The 16,223-nt window shown below is 68.6% G+C and carries 15 protein-coding genes; 8 read left to right on the forward strand and 7 right to left on the reverse strand.

All coding sequences use genetic code 11. The features are described from left to right. Window positions 1-57: 57 nt before the first annotated feature. Entirely contained in the window at window positions 58-1,182 is a 1,125-nt protein-coding gene (locus AACG61_RS04440) for an ROK family protein (RefSeq protein ID WP_411838814.1), read from the reverse strand. A 125-nt stretch (window positions 1,183-1,307) separates the two neighbouring features. On the opposite strand from AACG61_RS04440, the gene AACG61_RS04445 reads away from it, so the two are divergent. The 3 genes from AACG61_RS04445 to AACG61_RS04455 all read left to right on the forward strand — a co-directional run bounded on the left by AACG61_RS04445 (window position 1,308) and on the right by AACG61_RS04455 (window position 4,242). Beyond that, entirely contained in the window at window positions 1,308-2,330 is a 1,023-nt protein-coding gene (locus AACG61_RS04445) for a sugar ABC transporter substrate-binding protein (protein WP_411839460.1), read from the forward strand. An 86-nt stretch (window positions 2,331-2,416) separates the two neighbouring features. Further along, the gene (locus AACG61_RS04450) at window positions 2,417-3,472 is read left to right on the forward strand and encodes an ABC transporter permease (RefSeq protein ID WP_411838815.1); all 1,056 of its coding nucleotides are present in this window, start codon (window positions 2,417-2,419) and stop codon (window positions 3,470-3,472) included. Further along, window positions 3,469-4,242 carry an ATP-binding cassette domain-containing protein gene (locus AACG61_RS04455; protein ID WP_411838816.1) on the forward strand — a complete coding sequence of 258 codons (774 nt, stop codon included), beginning with the start codon at window positions 3,469-3,471 and terminating at the stop codon, window positions 4,240-4,242. Before AACG61_RS04450 ends, AACG61_RS04455 begins: the two co-directional genes overlap by 4 nt. 71 nt (window positions 4,243-4,313) lie before the next feature. On the opposite strand, the gene AACG61_RS04460 is transcribed toward AACG61_RS04455, so the two are convergent. The 4 genes from AACG61_RS04460 to thrS form a co-directional block, all read right to left on the reverse strand. Next, a complete protein-coding gene (locus tag AACG61_RS04460) occupies window positions 4,314-5,534 on the reverse strand; it encodes a multidrug effflux MFS transporter (protein WP_411838817.1) in 1,221 nt (406 codons plus the stop codon). 57 nt (window positions 5,535-5,591) lie between these two features. Then, the gene (locus AACG61_RS04465; RefSeq protein WP_411838818.1) at window positions 5,592-6,218 is read right to left on the reverse strand and encodes a DsbA family oxidoreductase; all 627 of its coding nucleotides are present in this window, start codon (window positions 6,216-6,218) and stop codon (window positions 5,592-5,594) included. 94 nt (window positions 6,219-6,312) lie between these two features. Then, on the reverse strand, window positions 6,313-6,519 hold the full coding sequence (locus AACG61_RS04470) for a cold-shock protein (RefSeq protein ID WP_410218251.1): 207 nt from the start codon (window positions 6,517-6,519) through the stop codon (window positions 6,313-6,315). Window positions 6,520-6,711: 192 nt separating this feature from the next. Further along, on the reverse strand, window positions 6,712-8,658 hold the full coding sequence (gene thrS, locus AACG61_RS04475) for a threonine--tRNA ligase (protein ID WP_411838819.1): 1,947 nt from the start codon (window positions 8,656-8,658) through the stop codon (window positions 6,712-6,714). A gap of 115 nt (window positions 8,659-8,773) precedes the next feature. On the opposite strand from thrS, the gene AACG61_RS04480 reads away from it, so the two are divergent. Both AACG61_RS04480 and AACG61_RS04485 read left to right on the forward strand, forming a co-directional pair. Then, a complete protein-coding gene (locus tag AACG61_RS04480) occupies window positions 8,774-10,063 on the forward strand; it encodes an MFS transporter (RefSeq protein WP_411838820.1) in 1,290 nt (429 codons plus the stop codon). After that, window positions 10,060-10,794 carry an alpha/beta hydrolase gene (locus AACG61_RS04485; protein ID WP_411838821.1) on the forward strand — a complete coding sequence of 245 codons (735 nt, stop codon included), beginning with the start codon at window positions 10,060-10,062 and terminating at the stop codon, window positions 10,792-10,794. The genes AACG61_RS04480 and AACG61_RS04485 overlap by 4 nt, the downstream gene beginning before the upstream one ends. On the opposite strand, the gene AACG61_RS04490 is transcribed toward AACG61_RS04485, so the two are convergent. After that, window positions 10,791-11,264, reverse strand: a complete 474-nt coding sequence (locus AACG61_RS04490; RefSeq protein WP_411838822.1) for a pyridoxamine 5'-phosphate oxidase family protein — start codon at window positions 11,262-11,264, stop codon at window positions 10,791-10,793. The two genes, AACG61_RS04485 and AACG61_RS04490, sit on opposite strands and share 4 nt — an antisense overlap. Window positions 11,265-11,352: 88 nt before the next feature. After that, window positions 11,353-12,699: a polyhydroxyalkanoate depolymerase gene (gene phaZ, locus AACG61_RS04495; RefSeq protein WP_411838823.1), complete on the reverse strand. Its 1,347-nt coding sequence runs from the start codon at window positions 12,697-12,699 to the stop codon at window positions 11,353-11,355. Between the two features lie 133 nt (window positions 12,700-12,832). Here phaZ and phaC point away from each other — a divergent pair, with 133 nt between their 5' ends. From phaC to phaR, 3 genes are all read left to right on the forward strand, one after another. After that, the gene (phaC, locus tag AACG61_RS04500) at window positions 12,833-14,911 is read left to right on the forward strand and encodes a class I poly(R)-hydroxyalkanoic acid synthase (protein ID WP_411838824.1); all 2,079 of its coding nucleotides are present in this window, start codon (window positions 12,833-12,835) and stop codon (window positions 14,909-14,911) included. A 139-nt stretch (window positions 14,912-15,050) separates the two neighbouring features. Beyond that, complete coding sequence (locus AACG61_RS04505; protein WP_411838825.1) at window positions 15,051-15,506, forward strand: Phasin; 456 nt, start codon at window positions 15,051-15,053, stop codon at window positions 15,504-15,506. Between the two features lie 138 nt (window positions 15,507-15,644). Then, window positions 15,645-16,217, forward strand: a complete 573-nt coding sequence (gene phaR / locus AACG61_RS04510; RefSeq protein WP_411838826.1) for a polyhydroxyalkanoate synthesis repressor PhaR — start codon at window positions 15,645-15,647, stop codon at window positions 16,215-16,217. Window positions 16,218-16,223 lie beyond the last annotated feature (6 nt).

Below are 16,223 nucleotides of genomic sequence, written 5' to 3' on the forward strand. Positions count from 1 at the left end.
AACACCAACGAAGCGTGCCGTATAGAGGCGCGGGCGCCCGTGTCAACCGCAATCGGCCTAATCCAGCGCGCCGTCGGGCTGGAAGAAATGCGACAGGGGCAGGCCGGCCGCGCCCAGGATGCGCGCGCTGCGCCCCAGGCTGCCCTCCAGCACGGTCGGGCGGTCGATCCCGGCGGCGGGCATCGCCTCCAGCGCCCGCCGCGTGGCCTGGGCCAGGCGCGCGCGGGTGGCGGGGGGGACCGCGCCGTCGATCACGACCAGCGGCAGATCGACCAGCGCCACCGCCGACATGGCCGCGAAGGCCAGCGCCCGGCCCGCCTCCTCGGCCCAGTCCGCCTCGATGTCGGGGGGCACGTCCCAGCCCGAATCGTCGGGCGGCAGCGAGCGTCCGATCCGCGCCTCCAGCGCCGAGACCGAGGCGCGGTCCAAGAGCTGGCCGCCCTGCGCCCCCGGCAGGGGCACCGGCATCGAGCCGAGCGCGCCCGCGTTCCGCGTCGGCCCGTGGCGCAGTGCCCCGTCCAGCACGATGCCGCCCCCCGCGAAATGCGCGATGTAGATGTGGATGAAGTCGCGGGGCAGGGCGGTCGTGCCGAAGACCAGTTCGGCCCCGCAGGCGGTGGTCGCGTCATTGTCCAGAAAGACCGGATAGGGCAGGTCCGCCGCCAAGGCGGCCCGCAGGTCGTGCCCGCTCCAGTCGGCCATCTCCTGTCCCCAGTCCCACAGCCGATAGGGGGTCGCGATGCCCAGACCCATCAGCCGCGCCCGCTGCGCGGGGGTCAGCGAGGCGGTCAGCGTCTCCAGCCCCTGGCGCGCGAAGGCCAGGATGCGGTCGGGGCGGGGGTGGGCGTGGACCTCCTGGCGGTGCATGCGCACCCGACCCGCGAAGTCGACCAGCGCCAGTTCCGCCAGCCTGCGGCCGATCTTGAGGCCCAGGAACCACGCCCCGTCCGGAGCCAGCGCCAGGGGCACCGAGGGCTGGCCCACCTTGCCGCGCACGACCTCCTCGGCCTCGAGGAAGCCGGCCGCCATCAGCTTGCGCGTGAGGTTGGTGATCGACTGCGCCGACAGCCCGGTCAGCTGCGCCAGGGCCGCACGCGGCATCGGCCCGCGACGCCGGATCAGCGACAGGATCACGCGCTCGTTGCGGCTGAGCCAGCCGGGGGCGTCACGGTCTAGGGGCATGGGTTCCGTCCTCCTAAAATGCATTAATCAACATGATTGATTTATTGACAAGTCGTTTCTTGTGGTGCTTTGTAAGGGCAAGACGGCCGAGGAACCGTCGTGCTGGAGGAGTTAGTCAAGTGACCATCAAGACCGTTTTCCGCGCATCCGTCGCGGTGTCCGCCCTTGCCCTGTCGGCAGGCTTCGCCCAGGCCCAGGAGGCCACCAAGGCCTGCCTGATCACCAAGACGGACATCAACCCGTTCTTCGTGAAGATGAAGGAAGGCGCCACCGCCAAGGCCGAGGAGCTGGGCGTCGAGCTGATGACCTTCGCCGGCAAGATCGACGGCGACCACGAGACCCAGCAGCAGGCCGTGGAAAGCTGCATCGCGGCAGGCGTCAAGGGCATCCTGATCGCGGCCTCCGACACCAAGGCCATCACCGAATCGCTGGGCCAGGCCCGCGAGGCCGGGATCCTGGTGATCGCGCTGGACACGCCGCTGGACCCGATCGACGCGGCCGACGCGACCTTCGCCACCGACAACCGCGAGGCGGGCCGCCTGATCGGTGCCTGGGCCGCGGGCCAGATGGGCGACGCGGCGGCGGATGCCAAGATCGCCATGCTGGACCTGTCGGCCAGCGCGCCGTCGGTCGACGTGCTGCGCGACCAGGGCTTCATGGCGGGCTTCGGCATCGACGTGAAGGACGAGAACGTCATCGGCGACGAGGATGACGCCCGCATCGTCGGCCACGAGGTCACCTCGGGCAACGAGGAGGGCGGCCAGCAGGCCATGGAGGCGCTGATGCAGCGCGATCCGGCGATCAACCTGGTCTACACGATCAACGAACCCGCCGCGGCCGGTGCCTACGAGGCGCTGAAGTCCTTCGGGATGGAGGGGAACGCCACGATCGTGTCGATCGACGGCGGCTGCCCGGGCGTCCAGAACGTCGAGGCCGGCGTGATCGGCGCGACCGCGCAGCAGTATCCGCTGCTGATGGCGTCGATGGGCATCGAGGCCATCGCGGCCTTCGCCGCCGACGGCACCAAGCCGGAGGCCAGCGAAGGCCTGGACTTCACCAATACCGGCGTGAACCTGGTCACCGACAAGCCGGTCGAGGGCGTGCCGTCGATCAGCGTGGCGGAAGGCCTGGAGCAGTGCTGGGGCTGACGCCCCCGCGCGCCGCGCCCCAAGGATGAGACGGCCGATGGCGGAACCTCCGCCATCGCCCCCTTGCCATTTCCACGGAGACATCGATGTCTGACACCCCCGATCCCGTGGTTCCGCGCAACGCGAACGAGACGGTCGCCAGTTTCGACCATCGCCACCGCAGCGCGCTGGACCGGGTGCAGCATTTCCTGCACCAGTATCCCACCATGGTTCCGGTCATCGTGCTGGTGCTGTCTCTCATCGCCTTCGGGCTGATCTCTCCCAACTTCTTCTCGGCCTTCAACCTGTCGCTGATCCTGCAGCAGGTCGCGGTCGTGGGCACGCTGGCGGCGGCGCAGTCGCTGGTCGTCCTGACCGCCGGGATCGACCTGTCGGTCGGCGCGGTGATGGTGCTGATCTCGGTCGTGATGGGCCAGCTGGCCGTGAACTTCGGCATCCCGGTGCCGATCGCCATCGTGGTGGGCCTGGCCTGCGGTGCGGCCACCGGCGCGTTGAACGGGTTTCTGGTCACGCGGCTGAAGCTGCCGCCCTTCATCACCACCCTGGGCACCTGGAACGTGTTCCTGGCGCTGAACTACTATCTGTCGGGTCGCGAGACTATCCGCAGTCAGACCCTGGACGCCGAGGCGCCGCTGCTGAAGTTCTTCGGCGAGCGCTTCAATGTGGGCGGCGCGGTGCTGACCTACGGGGTCGTGCTGATGCTGATCGTGTTCGCGGTCCTCTACTATGCGCTCTACTACACGGCCTGGGGACGGCGGGTCTATGCGGTGGGCGACGATCCGGAATCGGCCGCTCTGGCCGGCATCCAGACCAAGCGCGTGCTGCTGTCGGTCTATGTCGTGGCGGGCGTCATCTGCGCGCTGGCGGCCTGGTCGTCCATCGGGCGCGTCGGCTCGATCAGCCCGACCTCCTTCTTCGAGGCGAACCTGGAATCGATCACGGCCGTGGTCATCGGGGGGATCTCGCTGTTCGGCGGACGCGGGTCCATCGTGGGGCCGCTGATCGGGGCGCTGATCGTGGGCGTCTTCAACTCGGGCCTGCGGCTGGCGGGCGTGGACGTGCTGTGGCAGCTGTTCGCGACCGGCTGGCTGATCATCTTCGCCGTCGCCATCGACCAATGGATCAGAAAGGTGTCGTCATGACCCGGCCTTTGCTTTCCGCCCGCAACTTGGTCAAGCGCTATGGCCGGGTGACCGCGATGGACCATGCCGATTTCGACCTCTATCCCGGCGAGATCCTGGCGGTGATCGGCGACAACGGCGCGGGCAAGTCCAGCCTGATCAAGGCCATCTCGGGCGCGGTGCGCCCGGATGAGGGCGAGATCCTGCTGGAGGGCAAGCCCGTCAGCTTCGACAGCCCGCTGGATGCGCGCCGGATGGGGATCGAGACCGTCTATCAGACGCTGGCCCTGTCGCCCGCCCTGTCGATCTCGGACAACATGTTCATGGGGCGCGAGATCCGCAAGAAGGGCATCATGGGCCAGTGGTTCGGGATGCTGGACAAGCAGGCGATGGACGATTTCGCCCGCAAGAAGCTGACCGAGCTGGGCCTGATGACCATCCAGAACATCGCCCAGCCCGTCGAGACCCTGTCGGGTGGCCAGCGCCAGGGCGTGGCAGTGGCGCGCGCGGCGGCCTTCGGCAGCCGGGTGATCATCCTGGACGAGCCGACCGCAGCCCTGGGCGTCAAGGAGAGCCGGCGCGTGCTGGACCTGATCCTGGACGTGCGCTCGCGCGGCATCCCGATCGTGCTGATCAGCCACAACATGCCGCATGTCTTCGAGGTGGCCGACCGCATCCACATCCACCGCCTTGGGAAGCGCCTCTGCGTGATCAATCCCAAGGAGCATTCCATGTCGGATGCCGTGGCCTACATGACCGGGGCGAAGGCGCCGGAGGGGATCGCGGCCTGATCTGCGTCCCGCGACGGGCCGGGGGGCCAGCCCCCCGGACCCCCCGGCGTCGCGCCCGGTCCTTCGGTCCTTCAGTCCCGCAGGCCGCGCATCAGCGCCCAGGCCAGCGCCGAGCAGACCAGCGTCGCCACCACCGCCGGAACGGCCGTGCCGTCGTAGAGCAGGCCCACCGGAGCCGCGATCAGCACCGCGGCGAGCGTGGACAGCGCCGCCACGATCGAGGCGGCCATGCCCGCGATATGTCCCATCCGCTGCAGCGCCAGCGCGTTCAGGTTGCCGAAGGTCACCCCGGCCATGAAGAACACGCTGACCGCCCAGAAGAAGAACAGCGCGAACTCCGCCGTGGGCGGCAGGATCCCGGAGAGGATCAGCGCAAGCGTCACGGCCGACACGACCGTCTGCATCACATAGGCCCATTTCGCGATCCGCCGCATGCCGAAGCGCATGACGAAGGTCGCGTTGAGCACCGTCCCCGACCCCGACAGCAGCGCCATGGCGGCGAACCACAGGTGGAAGTTCTCGCCCCGGCCATAGGTCTCGCCGAAGAGCTGCTGGGCGGAGGAGAGGAGGCCGAACATCTGCCCGAAGCCCAGGGTCAGGACCAGGGTCGTCAGCATCACCTGGCGGTCGGACAGCACCTCGCGCGCGGCGCCGACCAGCGTGGTCAGGCGCAGGGGGCGGCGGGCGGCGGGGGGCAGCGTCTCGGCCTGGCGGAGGTTCAGCCACAGCGCGCCGATCAGCGCGAATGCGATGAACGCGAGGAAGACCCCGTGCCAGTCCGAGATCGCGATGATGCCCGCGCCAAGCGTCGGGGCCACGGCCGGGATCATGATGAAGATCATCATCACGAAGCTGCTGATGCGGGCCATCTCGCGGCCCTCGTAGAGGTCGCGGACCAGGGCGAGCCCGACGATGCGGGGCCCGGCGGCGCCCAGGCCCTGCACGAAGCGGGCGACCAGCAGGAACTCCAGCGACTGCGCATAGATCGCGGCGACGGTGGCGGCGATGTAGATCGCGAAGCCCGCGGTGATCGTCCGCTTGCGGCCGAAGGCGTCGGACAGCGGGCCGGCGAAGAGCGTGCCCAGACCCATGCCCGCGACGAAGGTCGTCAAGATCAGCTGGGCGCGGTTCACGTTGTCGGGTGTCAGGTCGGCGGCGATGTCCGGCAGCGCCGGCAGCATCGCGTCGATCGAGAAGGCGATGGTGGCGAAGAGGAACGCCAGCATCGCGATGAATTCGGGCAGGGGCAGGCGGCGATGGGCCGCGAGCCCCGGAAGGGTGGCATCGGTCATGGGGGTCACCAGTTGGGTTCGACCCCGCTGATAGCGCAACCTTGCAGAGTCTGCAAGTTACCCGTCGTGCCGGCCCGTCAGATCGTCGATCACCTGCTGCCACAGGGCGGCAGGCTGGGCGCCGCTGACCGCGTGGGTGTCGGCCACGATGAAGGTCGGCACGGCCGAGATGCCGCGCTGGCGGGCATGGGCCTCGCGCCGGGCGACTTCGTCGCGGTCGGCGTCGGAGGCCAGCAGGCGGGCGGTGACGGTGCCGTCCATGCCCGCGGCGGCGGCGATGTCGCTCAGCACGGCGGGGTCGCCGATGTCGCGGCCCTCCAGCCAGTGGGCGCGCAGCAGGCCCTCCATCACGCGGTCCTGGGCCTCCTCAAGCCCGGCCCAATGCATCAGCCGATGGGCGTCGGTCGTGTCGGGCTCGCGCGGCGAGGGGTTCAGCGCCAGTCCCAGCTGGGCGGCGCGTTCGGCCAGCGCGCGCCCGGCGGCCTCGGCCTGATCGCCCAGCTTGGCGCGCAGATAGGCGACGCGGTCCATGCCCTCGCGCGGCATGGTCGGGTTCAGGCGGAACGGATGCCAGGTGATCGCGAAGGGATGGTCGGGGCGGCTGTCCAGCGCGCGGTCCAGTTCGGTCTTGCCGATCAGGCACCACGGGCAGACCGGGTCGGCAAAGATGTCCAGGCGGGTCATGGTCGCCTCCCTTGGGCGCGCGATGCGCCGGTCCTGCGGAATGGAAAAAACGGCCCGCGCGAACGGGCCGTCCGGATCGCGCGCGAGGGCGGGATCAGAGCAGTTTGAGGTCGCTGGCCGAGGCGCGGCCGTCACGGCCCGACTGAAGCTCGAACGCGATCTTCTGGTTGTCCTGCAGGCCGGTCAGGCCGGCACGTTCCACGGCCGAGATGTGCACGAACACGTCCTTGCCGCCGTCGTCCGGCGCGATGAAGCCAAAGCCCTTGGTTGCGTTGAACCACTTAACCGTTCCGGTCGCCATAACCGTATTCTCCTTCAAGTCATCCCGACGCAGGATTGCGCCAGGCCGTGCAGCCCGCTTTCGGTCTTCCGGCTGCCCAAGAGGGAGGCGGTAGAAAGTCTTCGCTCACGCGAGTGAGAGGATGCCCGAATCGCCGCAAAAGGCAAGAGTCAAACGCGGCCCCCGTCGTGCCGCGTTTGACGCAGGCGGCGATCAGCGCAGGTCCGGCGGCGTGGCCTCGGCCGCCAGATCGGCCACGACCTGGTCCAGGGGCAGCGTGCGGCTGCCCTGGGCGTCCAGGCGGCGCAGCGAGACGGTGCGCTCCTCGACCTCCTTCATGCCGATGGCCAGGATCGCGGGGACACGGCCGACGGAGTGTTCGCGGACCTTGTAGTTGATCTTCTCGTTGCGGATGTCGGCCTCGGCGCGGATGCCGCGGGCGCGCAGCGCTGCCACGACCTCATGCACATAGCCGTCCGCATCGGACACGATCGAGGCGACCACCACCTGACGCGGTGCCAGCCAGAAGGGCAGCTTGCCCGCGCTGTTCTCGATCAGGATGCCGATGAAGCGCTCGAAGCTGCCCAGGACCGCGCGGTGCAGCATGACGGGACGGTGCTTGTGGCCGTCCGCGCCCACATATTCCGCGTCCAGACGCTCGGGCAGGTTGGGGTCCACCTGCAGCGTGCCGCATTGCCAGTCGCGCCCGATCGCATCGGTCAGCACGAATTCCAGCTTGGGGCCATAGAACGCGCCCTCGCCCGGGAACACGGTATAGTCATGCCCCGCAGCCTTGCAGGCATTGCCCAGGGCAGCCTCGGCCCGGTCCCAGCTTTCCTCGGTGCCGATGCGCTTTTCGGGGCGCGTCGACAGCTTGATGCGCCAGCCCTCAAAGCCCAGATCGGCATAGATGCCCGCCAGGAAGTCGATGAACTTCTTGGTCTCGGCCTCGATCTGGTCCTCGGTGCAGAAGATATGGGCGTCGTCCTGGGTGAAGCCGCGCACCCGCATGATGCCGTGCAGCGCGCCGGACGGCTCATAGCGGTTGCAGGATCCGAACTCGGCCATGCGCAGCGGCAGGTCGCGATAGGATTTCAGGCCGTGGTTGAAGATCTGAACGTGGCACGGGCAGTTCATCGGCTTCAGCGCGTTGATCGTCTTGGTCTTGGCATGCTCCTCATCGACCTCGACGATGAACATGTTCTCCTGATAGTTCTCCCAATGCCCTGATTCTTCCCACAATTTCCGGCTAACGACCTGGGGCGTGTTGACCTCGACATAGCCGTCGGCGCGCTGCTTGCGGCGCATGTAGTCCTGCAGCGTGGTGTAGATGTTCCAGCCGTTCGGATGCCAGAAGATCTGGCCCGGGGCCTCCTCCTGCATGTGGAACAGGTCCATCTCGCGGCCCAGCTTGCGGTGGTCGCGCTTGGCGGCCTCCTCCAGCATGGTCATGTGCGCCTTCAGCTCGTCGCGCGACCGGAAGGCCACGCCATAGATGCGCTGCAGCATGGGCCGCGTCGCGTCGCCCAGCCAATAGGCCCCGGCGATATGGGTCAGCTTGAACGCGTCGGCGGGCAGCTGGCCCGTCGATTGCAGATGCGGGCCGCGGCACAGGTCCTGCCAGTCGCCGTGCCAGTACATGCGCAGGTCCTGACCCTCGGGGATGCGGGCGACCAGCTCCAGCTTGAAGGGCTCACCCGCCGCCTCGTAATGGGCGACGGCGCGGGCGCGGTCCCAGACCTCGGTGCGGACGGGCTCTCTGGCGTTGATGATCTCCTTCATCTTGGCCTCGATGGCGCCCAGATCCTCCGGGGTGAAGGGTTCCGCCCGGTCGAAGTCGTAGAACCAGCCATGGTCGCGGACCGGGCCGATGGTGACCTTGACGTCCGGCCAGATGGCCTGCACCGCGCGGGCCATGACATGCGCGAAGTCGTGGCGGATCAGCTCCAGCGCCTGCGCCTCGTCCTTCATCGTGTGGATGGCGATGGCGCCGCTGGCGGTGATGGGCCAGGCCAGGTCGATGTGGCGACCGTCCAGGCTGGCCGAGATGGCGCGCTTGGCGAGGCTGGGCGCGATGCTCTCGGCGACCTCTGCGGCGGTCACGCCTGCCGCATAGTCACGTGCATTGCCATCGGGAAAGGTAAGGGTGATCTGGGACATCTTGTCCTCCTCGTCGGTTTGGCGCCCACGGAACGCCCGGTTGCGGGTTATGGTCGGGCAGGCATGGACGTGCCCGCGCGATTAGTCAAGGTTACGCCGGCAATGGGGGTCATTCATGCGCCACGCCACCGATTTCGAGGAACAGCTGTTCGAGACCCTGGTCGAGGACCCGGACAACGACGGCGGCCTGTCCGACACCCAGCAGGCGGCCGAGCCGCGCAACTTCCTGCGCCACATCCTGTCCCTGGCGGCCTCCAAGCTGGGCGACGGGCTGGTCGATGCGAAACTGGTCCTGTCCTGGCTTCTGACCCATCTGGGTGCGGGGGCGGGCGTGATCGGCCTGCTGGTCCCGGTGCGCGAGGCCGGATCGCTGCTGCCGCAGCTGTTCACGGCGGGCGCCATCGGGGCGCTGCCGCGGCGCAAATGGGCCTGGGCCGCGGGCAGCGTCGTGCAGGGCCTCGCCGCGCTGGCCATCGCGGGGATCGCGCTGACGATGGAGGGGCCCGCCGCGGGGGCGGCCATCATCGCCGCGCTGGCGGTGCTGGCCCTGGCGCGGTCGGTCTGTTCGGCCAGCTACAAGGACGTGCTGGGCAAGACTGTGGGCAAGTCGCGGCGCGGCGCGGCCACGGGCTTCGCCAGCAGCGTCGGCGCGGCGGGCGTGATCGTCTTTGCGGGCCTGCTGCTGTGGCAGCCCGTGGACCGGGCGGCGCTGGTCATCGGCGCGGTCGCGCTGGCGGGGGCGGTCTGGATCGCGGCGGGCGCGATCTTCGCCACCCTGGACGAGGAGCCGCAGCCGCGCGAAGAGGTGCTGAGCCTGTCGCAATCCCTGGGACAGCTGCGGCTGGTGCGCGAGGACGGCCAGCTGGCCCGGTTCATCATCGCGCGGTCGCTGCTGGTCGGATCGGCCCTGGCGCCGCCCTATCTGCTGGTGCTGGCCGCTGCGGGGGACGGCGACCGGCAGCTGGGGCTTCTGGTGCTGGCCTCGGCGCTGGCATCGCTGCTGTCCTCCTGGGTCTGGGGGCGGATGTCGGACCGCTCGGCCCGGCGGGTGCTGATCTGGTCGGGCGTGTCGGGGGCGCTGGCCCTGGGCGTGGCGCTGGCTCTGGCGGCGATGGGGCTGGCGCAGGCGACGGGCGCCATCGCGGTGGTTCTGTTCGGGCTGATGATCGCCTATCACGGGGTGCGGCAGGGCCGGACGACCTATCTGGTCGACATGGCACCCGACGATCAGCGGGCAGCCTATACGGCGGTGTCGAACCTGGTCGTGGGGGTTGTGCTGCTGGTCGCCGGGGCGGCATCGGCCGCGCTGGCGGTGCTGGGCGCGGCCTGGGCGGTCGCGGCCTTTGCGCTGGCATCGGTGCTGGGGGCCTGGGTCGCATGGGGATTGGATGAGGTAAGTGAATGACGCAATTTCTGACGACGCCGCAGGGACGGCGCATCGCTTATGAGCGGCTGGAGGGGCAGGGCCCCGGCATCGTCTTTCTGGGCGGGTTCCGGTCGGACATGCGCGGCTCCAAGGCGGAGTTCCTGCACGAATGGGCCGCCGCGCACGGACGGGCCTTCCTGCGCTTCGACTATTCCGGCCACGGCGAGAGCGGTGGCCTGTTCGAGGAGGGCTGCATCGGCGATTGGGCCGCCGATGCGCGTGCCGCGATCCTGGCGTTGACTGAGGGGCCGCAAATCCTGGTGGGATCGTCCATGGGCGGCTGGATCAGCCTGCTGATGGCGCGCGCGATGCCGGAGCGGGTCGCAGGTCTGGTGACCATCGCCGCCGCGCCGGATTTCACCGAACAGGGTTTCCGGGCCGGGTTCTCGGAGGCGGAACATGCCGCGCTGCTGCGTGACGGGAAGGTGGAGCGTCCAAGCGAATACGGCGCGCCGCTGGTGCTGACGCGCCGCCTGATCGAGGATGGCCGCGACCATCTGGTCCTGGACCGGCCTTTGACCCTGCCGATGCCGGTGCGGATGCTGCAGGGCACGGCGGACATGGACGTCCCGGTCGGTTGGGCGATGGATCTGCTGGACCATGCGTCGGGCGAGGATGTGCGGCTGACCCTGGTGAAGGGGGCCGACCACCGGTTCTCCACGCCCGACTGTCTGGAACTCATCGCCCGGACGATCGAGGCGATCGCCTAGAAGGTCAGGGAGTAGTGGTCGCCCATGTCGGGCTTATCGCCGGTGATCTTGGACTTGGCGATCTGATAGAGGAAGGACAGGCTGCCGCCGGTGGCCCAGACCTCGGCCTCGTCCAGATCGAAGCGCAGCAGCTGGACGTCGGGGTCCTGCTTGCCGTCCTCGAACCAGCTGGAGGCGACGGCGTTCCACAGCTCGTCCAGCTTGACGCTGTTGTCGGAGAGGGACAGCTGGCCATGGATGCGGGCGTAGAGGCCTTGGCCCGCGTCGCTGACGACATGGATCGCGGGCTGGGCGCCCGACGCGACGCTGCGCGCCAGGTCCGTGTCGCGGGCGGTGATGAACCACAGGACATTGGCCTTGCGGTCGGTGTAATGCGACATCGGCACCAGGCGCGCATCATGGGTCAGGCCCAGCATGCCGCTGTTGATGTCGTCCAGGCGGCTCCAGAACTGGTGGTTGTGGTCGGTCATCGTGGGTCCTTTCGCACCGCGTCGCGCGGCATTCGGACCACAACCACGATGATGTGGGCCCGGTTCCGGCGAACCGGGCCGCAGGCGCTCAGACGGCCACGTTGTCGGAATGGACGGGGTCGTTCACGCCGCAATCGGCCGCCGCGCCACCTGCCTTGCGCTTGCGCTTGGGCTTGACGCTGTCGGGAAGGGCCGCGTTCTCGTCGATGAAGTCGAGGACCAGCGGACGGATGTTCAGCCGCCAGGACTTGCCCGCGAAGATGCCGTAATGGCCCGCGCCGGGTTCCAGATGCTGCACCTTCCTGGCGTCGGGCACGCCCGTGCACAGGTCCAGCGCCGCGACGCATTGGCCGGGAGCGGAGATGTCGTCATTCGCGCCTTCGACCGTCATGACGGCGACGTCGGTGATCCGGCCGATGTCGACCGGGCGCCCCTCCACGGTGAAGCGGTTCTGGGCGATCTCCAGGTTCTTGAAGATGCGTTCGACCGTGGACAGGTAGAACTCGGCCGTCATGTCCATCACGGCCAGGTATTCGTCGTAGAACTTGTTGTGCTTGTCGCCCTCGCTGGCGGTGCCGCGCGCCTCGGCATAGATCTGCTCGATGAAGGCGCGGGTATGGGTCTCCATGTTCATGGTGATGAAGCTGGAGAGCTGCGCCAGCCCCGGATAGACCATCCGCCCCGCGCCGCGATACTTGAAGCCCACCGACTGGATGGCCAGGTGCTCCAGCTCGCCCATGGTGATGCGGTTGCCGAAATCGGTCACCTCGGTCGCGGCGGCGTCCGGGTCGACCGGACCGCCGATCAGCGTCAGGGTGCGGGGCTGGGCCGCGGGATCGTCCTCGGCCAGGATGGCGGTCGCGGCCAAGGCCAGCGGCGCGGGCTGACAGACCGCGATCACGTTCACGTCCGGGCCCAGGTGGCGGATGAAGTCGACCAGATAGCGGGTATAGTCCTCGACGTCGAACTTGCCCGCGCTGACCGGGATGTCGCGCGCATTGTGCCAGTCGGTCACATAGAGCTCGCAGTCGTTCAGCAGCGACGTCACGGTCGAGCGCATCAGCGTGGCGTAGTGGCCCGACATCGGCGCGACCAGCAGCACCTTGCGGGGCAGGGGGTCGCGGCGGGCGACGCGGAAATGGATCAGGTCGCCGAAGGCGCGGCGGATCACCGGCTCGACATAGACGATGTGGTCCTGCCCGTCCTCTCCGGCGATGGGGGGGATGCCCCAGTCCGGCTTGGTCACCATGCGGGCGAAGCTGCGCTCGGTCACGCGGCCCCAGGCCCCCAGCATGCGGAAGGCGGGATGCGGGACCAGCGCGAAGGCGGGGTAGGAGCCGATGGCCCGCGCGGTGGCGCCCATCCATTCGTTGGTGGTTCGGATCGTCTCCATCGCGTCGTAGGACACGATGCCCCGGAGGCCTTTGACCGGCATGGCTATCCCCATTTACAGCACTGCGATACCTGATCTGCGCGCGGCGGGCCGCTTGGACGGGGACAGAAGCCGGGTTTACGCCTTGCCTGCCCTGCGCATATCATTGCCGTATTCCTAGGGGGGATTACGGACCATGGCAAGACGACCGGACGCGACGGGTAAAAATGTTGCGAAATCGCGCGGTAAATCGGTAACATCCGCAAAAGCCGCACCCGCGTCGCGTCGCGCCGCCAACGCCGAGCAGCCCGCCGAGGATCAGCCCAAGGTCGAGAAGGCCGCGGCCCCCAAGGCGCCGGCCAAGCCGCGCCGCGCCGCCAAGGCCGCCCCCCGGACGACCCCCGAGACCGCCGCCGGCACCGTGGGCGGCACGCAGACCCCCGAGCCCGCGACCCCCGAACTTGCGACCCCCGAACCTGCGAACCTGCGCGACCCCGACCTCGCCCCCGTCGCGACCGAGCCTGCCGCCGTCCAGCGCCTGGCCGAGAACATCGAGCGGATCGAGGCCCTCGGGCACCGCCTGATGAGCGCGCTGGCGGAGCGCAACCTGCCCAATCCCGGCGTCGAAGGGCCCGGACCGGACCTCTACCTGACGGCCGCCAACGCCTTCCTGAAGACCCTGGCCGAACATCCCGCCAAGATGATCGAGACGCAGGTCGCCTTCTGGGGCCAGACGCTGTCGAACTATGCCCAGGCCCAGCAGGCGTTGGCCACCGGGCAGGTCAGCGGCGATGACGAGGACGGCCTCGCCGACCGGCGCTTTGCCAATCCGCTGTGGCGGACGCATCCCTATTTCAACCTGATCCGTCGGCAGTACCTGACCAATGCCCGCGCGCTGCGCGAGGCGGCCGACAGCCTGGAGCTGCCCGACCAGATCGCCCGGCGGCGCGTCGACTGGATGACCTCGCAGATCATCGACATGATGGCGCCGACGAACTTTCTGGCGACCAATCCCGACGCGTTGGAGCGTGCCGTGCAGACCGAGGGCGAGAGCCTGGTGAAGGGCCTGGAGAACCTGGTCCGCGACGTGGAGCAGCATGGCGGCGAGATGATCGTGTCGCTGGCCGACCGCCGCGCCTTCACCGTGGGCGAGAACATCGGCACGGCGCCCGGCACGGTCGTGCATCGCGCACCGCTGTTCGAGCTGATCCAGTACACGCCCACCACCCCCAAGGCGCATGCCCTGCCGCTGCTGGTCTTTCCGCCCTGGATCAACAAGTTCTACATCCTGGACCTGAAGCCGCAGAACAGCATGATCCGCTGGCTGGTCGATCAGGGCCACACGCTGTTCGTCGTCAGCTGGCGCAACCCGGACGCGTCCATGGCCGAGACCGGGATGGAGGATTACGTCACAGCCTATCTGGAGGCGATGGACCGCGTCCTGGCGCTGACCGGGCAGGCGCGGCTGAACGCGGTCGGCTATTGCATCGCCGGGACGACCCTGTCGCTGACGCTGGCCCTGCTGAAGCAGCGGGGCGACACGCGCGTGAACAGCGCGACGCTGTTCACGACGCTGACCGATTTTTCGGATCAGGGCGAGTTCACCAGCTTCCTTCAGGACGATTTCGTGGGCGGCATCGATGCCGAGGTGCAGCGCCACGGGCTGCTGCGCGCGCAGCTGATGTCGCGCACCATGAGCTTCCTGCGCGCCAACGACCTGGTCTGGGGGCCGGCGATCCGCAGCTACATGCTTGGCGAGACGCCGCCCGCCTTCGATCTCTTGTTCTGGAACGGCGACAGCACCAACCTGCCGGGGCGCATGGCGATGCAGTATCTGCGCGGCCTGTGCCAGCAGAACGCCTTTGCCGGCGAGGGGTTCGAGCTGATGGGCCACCGGCTGCACCTGTCGGACGTGACCGTGCCGCTCTGCGCCGTGGCCTGCGAGGGGGACCATATCGCGCCCTGGACGGATTGCTGGCGCGGCGTGGCGCAGATGGGCGGCGCGGACCGGACCTTCATCCTGTCGCAGTCGGGCCATGTCGCGGGCATCGTGAACCCGCCCACGCGCAGGAAGTACGGCCATTACCTCAGCGAGGGCGGCTTCGATGGCGGGTGGGAGGCCTGGAGGGAGGCCGCGTCCTTCGACGAGGGCAGCTGGTGGCCCAGCTGGGGGCGCTGGCTGGCCGATCGCGCGGGCCCGATGGTCGATGCCCGCGACCCCGGCGAGGGGCTGGAGCCCGCGCCCGGGCGTTACGTCCACGATCGGGCTGGCTGAGCGGGGCTGGGGATTTTTGCTGCGGCGCAGAAGAAATATCTTGAAATGCTGCGGTGCAGCATCCATATTGCCGTCATGGAATGGATAGCGGCGACCCGTTCCCCCGTCTCTCGGTCGCTGCAACGCAGGAGTGAACGATATGGCAAAGACCCCCGATTTCGCCAAGACGATGCAGGACATGATGGCCAACTTCCCCGTCGACACCAGCTCGATGCAGGACGCGATGAAGTCGCAGTCCGTGATGGGCGAGAAGCTGGCCCGCGTGGCGCTGAGCGCCGCCGAGCGTTCGACCGAGATTTCGGCCCGTTGGGCCAAGGACTCGATCGCGCGCATGGGCGAGCTGGCCGCGGTCAAGCAGGACCCGTCCGAATACGCCAAGGCGATGAGCGATTTCGCCTCCGCTTCGGCCGAGATGGCCGCCGAGCACATGGCCGCCTATGCCGAGGTCGCCAAGAAGGTCCAGATGGACACCGTCGACCTGATGCTGACCGCCGGCAAGGACATGGCGTCGGACGCCCAGAAGGCCGCCGAGAAGGCGACCCGCGACACCCAAGCCGCCGTCAAGAAGGCGACCGCGGCCGCGACCGACAAGTGATCTGACCCCCAGGGTCCGACCTGCGCAGGGGCGGCTTCGGTCGCCCCTTTCGCATATGCGGCAAGGCGGGGCTTTTTCCTTTGCGTTTTGCGGGTGCAGCTTTCATCATGACGCAAAGACGCATTCAGGGAAGCCACGATGGCCGCATCCACCGCGCCGCTGCTGATCAAGCGCTATGCCAGCCGCCGCCTCTACAACACCGAGACCAGCGATTACGTCACGCTCGAGGACATCGCCCGCTTCATCCGCGAGGGGCGCGAGGTCAAGATCGTCGACCTGAAGTCGGGCGACGACCTGACGCGGCAGTATCTGCTGCAGATCGTGGCCGAGCATGAGAGCCGCGGCGAGAACGTCCTGCCGCTGGACGTGCTGACCGACCTGGTCCGCAGCTACACCACCAGCGCGCAGTCCGTCGTGCCCCAGTTCCTGGCCGCCAGCTTCGAGATGCTGCGCGACGGGCAGTCCAAGCTGATGGAGAACATGGCTTCGATGCCGAACCCGATGGCCTCCATGCCGGGCTTCGACGCGTTGCAGCGCCAGCAGCAGCTGTTCCTCAAGGCGATGATGGGCGGCTGGCGCGGCGGCAGTTCGGGCCGCATGCCCGAAGACGACGCCGGTGGGCCTGCGGCCTCCACCCCGGACGACGACCGCGACATGGCCGAGATCCGTCGCCAGCTGGCCGAGTTGCAGAAGCGCGTCTCCAAGCTGTGACTACCG

Origin of the sequence: Paracoccus sp. ME4 (assembly GCF_046736325.1) — a bacterium.
Taxonomy (GTDB): domain Bacteria; phylum Pseudomonadota; class Alphaproteobacteria; order Rhodobacterales; family Rhodobacteraceae; genus Paracoccus.

Excerpts from the sequence above, each read along its gene's own strand:
- thrS (WP_411838819.1), bottom strand. The coding sequence starts at position 8,658 with ATGTCCCAGATCACCCTTACCTTTCCCGATGGCAATGCACGTGACTAT.
- phaR (WP_411838826.1), top strand. The coding sequence starts at position 15,645 with ATGGCCGCATCCACCGCGCCGCTGCTGATCAAGCGCTATGCCAGCCGC.
- AACG61_RS04455 (WP_411838816.1), top strand. The coding sequence starts at position 3,469 with ATGACCCGGCCTTTGCTTTCCGCCCGCAACTTGGTCAAGCGCTATGGC.
- AACG61_RS04485 (WP_411838821.1), top strand. The coding sequence starts at position 10,060 with ATGACGCAATTTCTGACGACGCCGCAGGGACGGCGCATCGCTTATGAG.
- AACG61_RS04470 (WP_410218251.1), bottom strand. The coding sequence starts at position 6,519 with ATGGCGACCGGAACGGTTAAGTGGTTCAACGCAACCAAGGGCTTTGGC.
- AACG61_RS04505 (WP_411838825.1), top strand. The coding sequence starts at position 15,051 with ATGGCAAAGACCCCCGATTTCGCCAAGACGATGCAGGACATGATGGCC.
- AACG61_RS04450 (WP_411838815.1), top strand. The coding sequence starts at position 2,417 with ATGTCTGACACCCCCGATCCCGTGGTTCCGCGCAACGCGAACGAGACG.
- phaC (WP_411838824.1), top strand. The coding sequence starts at position 12,833 with ATGGCAAGACGACCGGACGCGACGGGTAAAAATGTTGCGAAATCGCGC.
- AACG61_RS04440 (WP_411838814.1), bottom strand. The coding sequence starts at position 1,182 with ATGCCCCTAGACCGTGACGCCCCCGGCTGGCTCAGCCGCAACGAGCGC.
- AACG61_RS04480 (WP_411838820.1), top strand. The coding sequence starts at position 8,774 with ATGCGCCACGCCACCGATTTCGAGGAACAGCTGTTCGAGACCCTGGTC.
- AACG61_RS04490 (WP_411838822.1), bottom strand. The coding sequence starts at position 11,264 with ATGACCGACCACAACCACCAGTTCTGGAGCCGCCTGGACGACATCAAC.
- AACG61_RS04460 (WP_411838817.1), bottom strand. The coding sequence starts at position 5,534 with ATGACCGATGCCACCCTTCCGGGGCTCGCGGCCCATCGCCGCCTGCCC.
- phaZ (WP_411838823.1), bottom strand. The coding sequence starts at position 12,699 with ATGCCGGTCAAAGGCCTCCGGGGCATCGTGTCCTACGACGCGATGGAG.
- AACG61_RS04465 (WP_411838818.1), bottom strand. The coding sequence starts at position 6,218 with ATGACCCGCCTGGACATCTTTGCCGACCCGGTCTGCCCGTGGTGCCTG.